This window comes from Armatimonas sp., from assembly GCF_031410135.1.
In the GTDB taxonomy this organism is placed as follows: domain Bacteria; phylum Armatimonadota; class Armatimonadia; order Armatimonadales; family Armatimonadaceae; genus Armatimonas.
In genome coordinates this window covers 1-8,137 of the sequence record NZ_JANNYP010000125.1, presented here as the reverse complement: position 1 = coordinate 8,137, position 8,137 = coordinate 1, and the positions used below count along the sequence as shown (strand labels likewise).

At 56.9% G+C, this 8,137-nt stretch carries 10 protein-coding genes; 2 read left to right on the top strand and 8 right to left on the bottom strand.

Features of this window, described 5'->3' with window-relative positions:
* Window positions 1–118 precede the first annotated feature (118 nt).
* On the top strand, window positions 119–853 hold the full coding sequence (locus RMO15_RS04645; RefSeq protein ID WP_309708461.1) for a VanW family protein: 735 nt from the start codon (window positions 119–121) through the stop codon (window positions 851–853).
* Here the strand turns inward: RMO15_RS04645 and RMO15_RS04640 are convergent, their stop codons facing one another.
* The 6 genes from RMO15_RS04640 to RMO15_RS04615 form a co-directional block, all read right to left on the bottom strand.
* Window positions 854–1,573: a PEP-CTERM sorting domain-containing protein gene (locus tag RMO15_RS04640; RefSeq protein WP_309708458.1), complete on the bottom strand. Its 720-nt coding sequence runs from the start codon at window positions 1,571–1,573 to the stop codon at window positions 854–856. It lies immediately after the preceding gene.
* Between the two features lie 68 nt (window positions 1,574–1,641).
* A complete protein-coding gene (locus tag RMO15_RS04635; RefSeq protein WP_309708456.1) occupies window positions 1,642–2,367 on the bottom strand; it encodes a PEP-CTERM sorting domain-containing protein in 726 nt (241 codons plus the stop codon).
* Window positions 2,368–2,495: 128 nt separating this feature from the next.
* A complete protein-coding gene (locus RMO15_RS04630; RefSeq protein ID WP_309708454.1) occupies window positions 2,496–3,146 on the bottom strand; it encodes a PEP-CTERM sorting domain-containing protein in 651 nt (216 codons plus the stop codon).
* A gap of 166 nt (window positions 3,147–3,312) precedes the next feature.
* Window positions 3,313–4,005: a PEP-CTERM sorting domain-containing protein gene (locus RMO15_RS04625; protein WP_309708452.1), complete on the bottom strand. Its 693-nt coding sequence runs from the start codon at window positions 4,003–4,005 to the stop codon at window positions 3,313–3,315.
* An 81-nt stretch (window positions 4,006–4,086) separates the two neighbouring features.
* Window positions 4,087–4,692, bottom strand: coding sequence for a hypothetical protein (locus RMO15_RS04620; RefSeq protein ID WP_309708449.1), 606 nt, complete (start codon window positions 4,690–4,692; stop codon window positions 4,087–4,089).
* A gap of 7 nt (window positions 4,693–4,699) precedes the next feature.
* Entirely contained in the window at window positions 4,700–5,347 is a 648-nt protein-coding gene (locus RMO15_RS04615; RefSeq protein WP_309708447.1) for a GDSL-type esterase/lipase family protein, read from the bottom strand.
* Window positions 5,348–5,411: 64 nt separating this feature from the next.
* On the opposite strand from RMO15_RS04615, the gene RMO15_RS04610 reads away from it, so the two are divergent.
* The gene (locus RMO15_RS04610) at window positions 5,412–6,227 is read left to right on the top strand and encodes a DUF1559 domain-containing protein (protein ID WP_309708444.1); all 816 of its coding nucleotides are present in this window, start codon (window positions 5,412–5,414) and stop codon (window positions 6,225–6,227) included.
* Here RMO15_RS04610 and RMO15_RS04605 read toward each other — a convergent pair.
* Window positions 6,224–6,922 (bottom strand): hypothetical protein, encoded by a 699-nt coding sequence (locus RMO15_RS04605; protein WP_309708441.1) that lies wholly within the window; start codon window positions 6,920–6,922, stop codon window positions 6,224–6,226. The two genes, RMO15_RS04610 and RMO15_RS04605, sit on opposite strands and share 4 nt — an antisense overlap.
* Window positions 6,923–6,924: 2 nt before the next feature.
* Window positions 6,925–7,842 (bottom strand): hypothetical protein, encoded by a 918-nt coding sequence (locus RMO15_RS04600; RefSeq protein WP_309708439.1) that lies wholly within the window; start codon window positions 7,840–7,842, stop codon window positions 6,925–6,927.
* Between the last annotated feature and the right edge of the window lie 295 nt (window positions 7,843–8,137).

Here is an 8,137-nt window from a genome sequence, read left to right as displayed (position 1 = left end):
GGAACTCGACAGCCCCCGAGCTGATCGTCCAAAACCCGCCCACGGCGCGAAACTGGGTCGTCACAGACAAGGCGATTCCAAGCCTCTTCCAGGCCCAGCTTGCGCAGAGGCAGGGCAAGTGAAAAAAGCCGCGCTCTGGCTTGCCTCACTCGTGGCTATAGGGGGGCTGGTGTGGGCGAATGTACGGGTAACGCCGCGAGCGAGCGAAGTTCGACTAGCGGGCTACACGACGAGCTTGAAGGGGCGCAAGAAGGCACAGATTCGCAACGCGGCGCTGGCGGCTCGGGCACTTAATGGCGTGGTGATTGGCGCGGGGAAGATATTCTCGTACAACGCGGTCGTCTCTGCGACGGACAATGAGACGGGTTACGTTCCTGCTCCTGTCTCTGTGGAAGGAACCATGGTGCCCGCACTGGGCGGAGGAGTCTGCCAGACCTCGACGACGCTCTATAATGCAGCGCTTCTTGCGGGGCTGGAGGTTCTGGAGCGGCATCCCCACACGATCGCCCCCAAATACGTCCCACCGGGCAGAGATGCCGCTGTGGCCTGGCCGGGAGTGGATCTGCGGCTACGCAATCCCTACACGTTTCCCGTCCGTCTGAGCGCCAAGGTAGTGGGAGAGCGCCTGAGTGTCGAAGCGGTAGGCGAGAGGGGGCTTTCGAGCCAGATCGTACTGGAGACCCGTGTTCTCTCTATCCAGGAACCCGCACGACGGAGTGTGGTGGGACGCAGACGAAGTAGCGCGGGGGTTTCCGGGATTCGGGTTGCCACCTACCGAACGAAAAATGGCAACCGTGAGCGCCTCTCAGACGATACCTACGCCACCCTCGATGAAGTGATCCCCGACAACTAGCTAGGCAGCCTTACGGCGGCGAGCAAGAGCAAGACCACCCAGCGTGGCGAGCACGAGAGCTGCAGGCTCCGGGATATTGTTCTTAGGAGTCGGAAGTGGCGCAGAGCCAAAGTTACCTGTCGCAGTACCATTGAAGGAGCTAAGAGAGCCATTGCCAGCATCGAAGACACCAGGGGCAATACTGGTAAAGGAAATGGAGAAGTTCTCTAGAAGGAAAGACTCTCCAAAGTTGAGATAGTCGGAGTCAAAGTTAACAAACTGTGCACTGGTGCTACTCTCGGTGCCAGTGAGCCTTGCGGTTTGCCCGCCTGCCCGTGCGATGAGGTTGCCGGTACTCAGGGTCATCTTGAGTAGGTCGCCGGAGTTTGGAGCAGCACGGGCGGATGTGAAGCGCAGCTCGATGTCTTTCATCGACTGAACAAGAAAGCTGGTGCTGGAAGTGACATTGCCTGCGCTCACCGCGGACATGGTCATGGTTGCGTCAATATCCTGCCCGATTGCGGCACCAAAGCCATTAGCCGTCTGGAACTGGAAACTCACCGGAATCGCCGAAACAAGACCTAAGGTGGCACCACTCGTACCGGCGACGTAGCTAAACGAGGGACTCTGCCCGACTTGACTGAAAGTGGCGAAGAGCTGAGGCGTCTGTGCCTGTGCGAAAGAGGTTAGAAAAGCCACTCCGAAGAGACTCGAAATGGTTTTTACGATGATGTGTCTCATAAGGAGACTTTTGGAAGTTTAACAGATCAACACGAGGGATCGGATTGAAAATTGGTATCTCTAGCAGGTTAAGCGTGACGTTTACGGCGTGCGAGAGCAAGACCACCTAGAGCGGCTAGAATCAGAGTGGCAGGTTCTGGGATGCTGTTCTGGGGCTTCGGAAGGGGATCTGATCCAAAGTTCCCGGTGCCAGTGGCGGTGAAGGGAGCAAGGGAGCCATTCCCCCCATTTGCAACTGCCGGTGCAACACTGGTAAACGAGATGGAGTAGTTCTTGGCAAGGAGCTGCGGTGCGAAGTCGAGGTAGCTCGATTCAAACGTCACCCTATCCGTGCTAGTAGTGCTCTCGGTGCCGGTGAGCCTTGCTGTCTGCCCTCCTGCACGTGCCACAAGATTCCCGGTACTTAGGGTCATCTTGAGTAAGTCGCCGGAGTTTGGAGTCGCACTGGCGGACGTGAAGCGCAGCTCGATGTCCTTCATGGGCTGGACGAGAAAGCTGGTGCTGGAGAAAGCATTGCCGGCACTCACCGCAGACATGGTCATACTTGCCATGATGTCTTGGCCGATGGCGGCTCCAAAACTATTGTCGGCTTGGAACTGGAAGCTCACCGGGATGGCGCTTGCCAGACCCAGTGTGGCACCACTCGTACCCGCTACGTAGCTGAACGAGGGGAGCTGACCAATCTGGCTGAAGGTGGCAAACAGCTGGGGCACTTGTGCCTGAGCCGGGGAAACAAGGGCGAGCATCCCCATGAGTAGGGCGCTACAAGCAAGATTTTTAAGTGCGTTTTTCATAAAATGTCCTTGACCCTCTAAAGGGTTTCAGAAGACATTTATGCATGAACCAAGCCACTTTGAGTGTTAGAACAAAAGAGAGCTGGAAAACCGTACTTTTTCCAGCTACTCTTTATCTAAACTCTGAATTATTTACGCCGTCGTACAAGAGCAAAACCACCTAGGGCGGCTAGTACCAGAGTGGCAGGCTCCGGGATATTGTTCTTGGGGGGAGGAAGCGGGTCCGATCCAAAGTTCCCGGTAGCAGTGGCGGTGAAGAGAGCAAAGGAACCATTGCCTCCATCCGCAATACTAGGAGCAACACTGGTGAAAGAGATCGCGAAGTTCTTATTGACGAGAGGCTGGGAGAAATCCAAGTAATCCGAGTCGTATTTGACGATGTTGCTGCTGGTGGTGCTCTCGGTGCCGGTGAGTCTGGCTGTCTGTCCACCTGGTCGTGCGATCAGGTTGCCTGTGGTAAGAGTTACCTTCAGCAGATCACCAGAGTTCGGGGCGGCACTTGCCGATGTGAAGCGCAGCTCAATGTCCTTCATCGGTTGGACGAGAAAGCTGGTGCTGGAGAAGACACTCCCCGCACTCATGGCAGACATCGTCATGGTTCCTTCGATATCTTCACCAATTGCTGCCCCAAATCCATTCGTTGTCTGGAACTGGAAGCTTACAGGCATGGCGCTTGCCAGACCCAGAGTCGCGCCACCGCTAGTAGAAGAGTATGTAAAGGCAGGAGTCTGAAAGGCCTGAGCAAATGTGGCAAACAGCTCTTGGGCCTGAGCAGGCACAGCACACAGAGTCAACCCCAGTGTGCCGACAGATAACAGTATTTTGGTATATTTGAAGTTCATTTTGTTTTCGGCTGTCTATGACAGATTCCTTTTGATGATCTTTCATTTTATACCCTAGTAAAGTTACTCTGAGTGAAAAATAACATTAAAACTAGTAAGGTTATCAGTGATTTTCTTTGCGTCGGTATCTCATGATAAGCCCCAAACCACCCAATCCTAGCAATAATACGGTGGAGGGCTCTGGAACAATGCCATTGGAAGAAAACTGACCGGTCGCATCTGAGGTAAATCCTGCCAGGTAGTTGCCAGGACCATTGGCAAGACCTGGTGCGGCGATATTGTTGAGAGCAAGACTGTAGTTGCGCTGGGTGGAGGCACTAAAATCGAGGTAAGCCGAAGAGTAGTTGGCCACCCCCCCTGAGACACCGTGAGTCTCCTCAAGTCCGGCTCCAGAGTCTCCCAGAATCCCCCCCAGAGTTCCGGTAGAAGAGTTCAGAATCGTCAGCAGGTTCCCGGTAACGGCTCCTGTTCCCGTGAAGACCATCTCGACGCTCTGTAACTTCTGAGAGATCGTGGGGGCACTGACTGATGCGGTTCCATTGACGATGGAGGTAATCGTCAGGTTTGCAGGAAGAGCAATATCAATCGTTCCACTGCTATTGGGAGCGCGGTAGAAAAAGTTTACGGGAACGGTCACTGAAGTGACGAAACTAGAGTTAATCCCGGCGTTGATAAACTGAAATGGCTTAGCACTGCCTATCTGCTGGAAATTGGCAAAGAGTGATGTCTGTGCGTGAGCCAGTGTGGTGATGCTGAGAGCTGCCGTGGCAACAGCTAAGCGAAAGAAGTTTTTCAAGAGAGTCTACCTGTTCCTCATGCCCTCTCGGGCGGTGATCTAGGATCAGATAGTGCAATAACTGTGCCACGGCAGGTTTTGTTACTCGCCTGGCTTTGGTTTATACACTCCGGTGCGGCTTACTTCATCCGCCTCGGCTTCCGAGGGAACAGGACGGCCCATCCCCGTGTAAATGCTCTCTATCTGATCTTTACCTACAAGAGCATCGGTATTATTACCAGGTATTTTTAGAGCTTTTCTAAAATCTGAGAGGGCGGCACGGTACTTAACCCGCTGTCCCGCCTTGTCATCATCGCGCATTCGGAACATTCCCCGCTTAACATAGGCATCGGCGAGGGCGGCCTTATCGCCCGATTTTTCGGCCTCCGCGATCTTGGCATCCAGCTCGGGCGTTTTCGAGAGCGGGGCGTAGGGATCCGCGGCTCCTGCCATGGGGCCACCCGGCATGGAAGCATCGCTGGCGGCAGGTGCCTTAGGAGCCTCGGGGGCTTGAGGGTCCTTAGGGGCGGCGTGGGGATCAGTTGTCGTGGTTGTCGCTGTTGCACTGTGGCCATGACCATCATCAGCGGAGTGGGTCTCGCCTGGGGCTGTGGTAGCCGGGGCGGTCTGTGGTTCTGCGGGTTTCTCGGGAGAGCAACCGAGCAGACAAAGAGCGGCGAGGGGGAGGAGAAAAGTGTAGCGTCTCATACCGTAACTATACCCCATGCGGGGCGGGAAACCAGCGGAGTAGCTCCTCGACAACCAAGGTGTGCCCAGCTTCGTTGGGGTGGTTGCTCTGAGAGAGTAGCGCCTCGCGCGACGTGCCCTCAGCGCTCGCTCGCTCCCAGCGGGCAAAGCTATCGGCTAGCCCAAGCTCAAAAGTCTCCGCAAGCGCTCGCTCTTGGACGGCATGCTTGCGAAGCTCGACCAGATCGCCATTATCCAGAGTCGGGGTGCAGAGAATCAGCTTGATATTGCGCTTTTTGGCCGCCTGAATCATCGCGGTCCACGCTGCCTGTGCACGCTCCAGCCCAATACGGCGGTCGTTGAGGCCGTAGTCTATCAAGAGCAAGTCGGGCCGGTGGCAGAGCACCTCCGCTTCAAATCGCCTCGCCCCACTCTCGGACTCTTCGCCGCCGATGGCCGTCACGATCACATTGAGCACAGTATGAGGAAAACGCGCCTTGAGCGCTCTGTGGAGCAGGTGTGGGTAGGCATGAAAACTATCCACAACCGGCGTCTTGAAGTACCCCGCAGGCACACTATGCCCGTGGCAGACAATATTCACGAGGCGGTTCTTCGGCCAGGTTTTCGTCAGCTCCTCACTCAGAGGGGCAAGATAGGTTTTTGGATCGGCGAGCATGCTTCATTATGCCTTAATACTTCACGTCAAGAAATTGTCTACAATGCGGCGAGGACAATTCATCATGAAGAAAGTACAGAAGCGAGCCTTTACGCTCATCGAGTTACTCGTCGTTATTGCCATTATTGCGATTCTTGCTGCCATTCTCTTCCCGGTCTTTGCACAGGCCCGCGAGAAAGCACGCAGCATCTCTTGCCTCTCCAACGTGAAGCAGTTTTCACTCTCGACCCTGATGTACGTTCAGGACTACGACGAGACGTTCCCACAGAGCGTGAACTGTGTGAGTGGCTGCATGGCCGACCCCTTGGGGCGCGGTGGGATTATCGTGCCGGGCAGTGGGGCAACCGTGGAGACGGTCTACAGCCTGATCATGCCCTACATGAAAAACACGGATATCCTGATCTGCCCCTCGCAGCGTCCCGGTGTAGACTTCCGGGCCACGATTGCCCCGATTGGTTTGCAGCTCTCCCCGAACTTCCGCTACGCCTCGTACGGCATCAACTTCGCGCTTTTCCAAGACCCTGGCCTGCCACCGGGGCTCTTTGAGGCAGATCCGGTGATCGCGCTAGCCGCAGTGAACGAACCCGTGACGACCACGATGTTCTACGACACCCGCTACGATAGGCCCGGTGCCAACGCCAAGCGCACCGCCGAGGGCTGTCCGCTTCTAGGAGCAACCAGCGTCTTTGGCTGGGACAACTTCCCCGGCGACTCGCGCCACTCCGACGGCTTCAACATCGGATTTGTAGACGGTCACGCCAAGTTCTCCAATAAAAGAGGCACGATTCCTGGCAACTCTCCGAGCGGCGCGACCACGGTTCCTACTTACAGACTTCCCTGTGACCTCTCCGGCATTCCTGGAGGGACAGCGGACACCTAGAGCGCCAGAGCGGCGATGAACTCGGTCACAGAGCCAGGGCGCTGCAATCTATCGGGGCTGGTGGCGCGGGTAAGAACGGCTCTCTCCTGCTCCGTGGCGCTCTCACCGAGGGTAAGCACGGCAAAACGAGCGACATTGAAGACATTGGTCTGGCAGTTAATAAGTTCGCCTTGGATAAACTCTTCCGGGGCCATGAGGCGCGAGCTTCCCCAGTTGCGCTTGGTGGCAAGCACGAAACTCTCGGCTTTTACGCATAAGTCCCAGTCGAAGAGCCAGGGCTTCTTGTTTTCGTAGTCGTAGATCAGGTTGCCCTCGTAGAAGTCGACTAAGAGCCAGCCCGCCGACGTGATGGCTGCCAGCGCCGCGAGAATCGTTGCGAGAGCGGCGCGGCGCTCGGCTTCGGGGAGGGCGTAGAATTTTTCTCGGGCCTCTGGCGTGCCGAGTGTCTCGCCGGAGACCAACGGATAGATCAGGATCACGCCATCGTCCACGCCGCACATCATCAGCGAAGGGATGATGTTCTCGTGCAGGCCCGCCGAGGCGAGCTCGGCTTCGGCGGCGCTGCGCTCTTGCAGAGCGTAGGGGAAGAACTTGATAAACAGCGCGGGCGTGCGCCAAGCCATCGTGGCGCTGTCGCTCTTTGCAAACGGACGAGCATCGGGAAGGTTGGCGGCAAGCCACTCGTGTGCGGTCATCGCTAGCGCGGGTCAAGCAAGACGGCCCGGAGCTCGTCGCGGTAGAAGGCTTTTCCTACAAGCTGACCCTTGTTGTTAATGTCGTCGAGCTCAATAACATGCCAGTGGCTGGAGTTTTCGAGCAGGTCATCGGCGAAGTGTTTCTTGCCCTCGATCCAGAGCATGCCTCCTGCCCCGGTGCCTTTAAACGTCTCGGACTGGTGGCCCACGACCCAGCCTCGGTCGTTGATGGCGGTGGCCACGCCCGCAAAGAGGATCTCCGCGGAGCCGTTGGGCCGCCAGCGCAAGGCACGGGTAGGAAAGCCCTCCTCGATGTCCTCCTCGGCGACCATCCCGGTTCCTACCAGAACCCCGTTGGCATTGACAGCGGTTGCACGGCCTGTCTTGCAGCGTGTGGGCAGAGGAAGCCAGGCGATTTGATTGCTCTGCCAGACCACGGGCACATCACCCTGTGCGACGTGTGCAAAGCCTGCGACGCGGCCATCGGGGCAGAGAACGCAGGCCTCAGCCGCATCGGCGAGCCAGCGGAAGATCGTGCCCTTGAGCACCCAGGCCTGGCCTAAGGGAATGCCCTTGCTCTGGGTTGTGCCGACCACGGTGCGGCCCTCTGCGATATCACGGGGAACCACGCGCTCGCCCGGCTGTGTCTGGATGGGAAGCGCTTCAAGCTGACCCTTGCGCCAGAATAGCCCCGTCTTGCCGTCCTCAATGGCTACCTCGCCCTTGGGGTTGATACCCCACGCATAGGTGCCGGGCCCGGCAATAAAGTGAAGCTTACCCCGCTCCCAGATCGCCGCGCGGTCATCGCACGCCCCCGCAATCGTCCCGGCATCGTTGATTGCCAGACGCGAGCGCAGACCGAACTTCGCGCTCGGATTCGGCCCGGAAAGATCAACCAGATGGTAGCGTGGTAGAGTCATGGACAGACATTATACGGCGTTTTTGGGCAAATTGTGACCATGTCTTGCTGCGTTCCATGCCTGACGCCGGAGCCGTCGCACGCGAACGGTGCCGCCACCAAAGCGCGCAAGGAGCCAGCTTCCTAGCTCCAAGGCCAGGGCGATTGCATATCAATTGGGTGTGACCCATTTTAGTTGAGAGGCCATTCATGCCACTTGATAGCCCCCTTGTGGCATCTTCATTTTTGAGTTTGCTCTCTCGATACAGAGAGAATCCCAAGCAGAGAAGGTTCCATAAAGCCGAGTTTGTTCACGT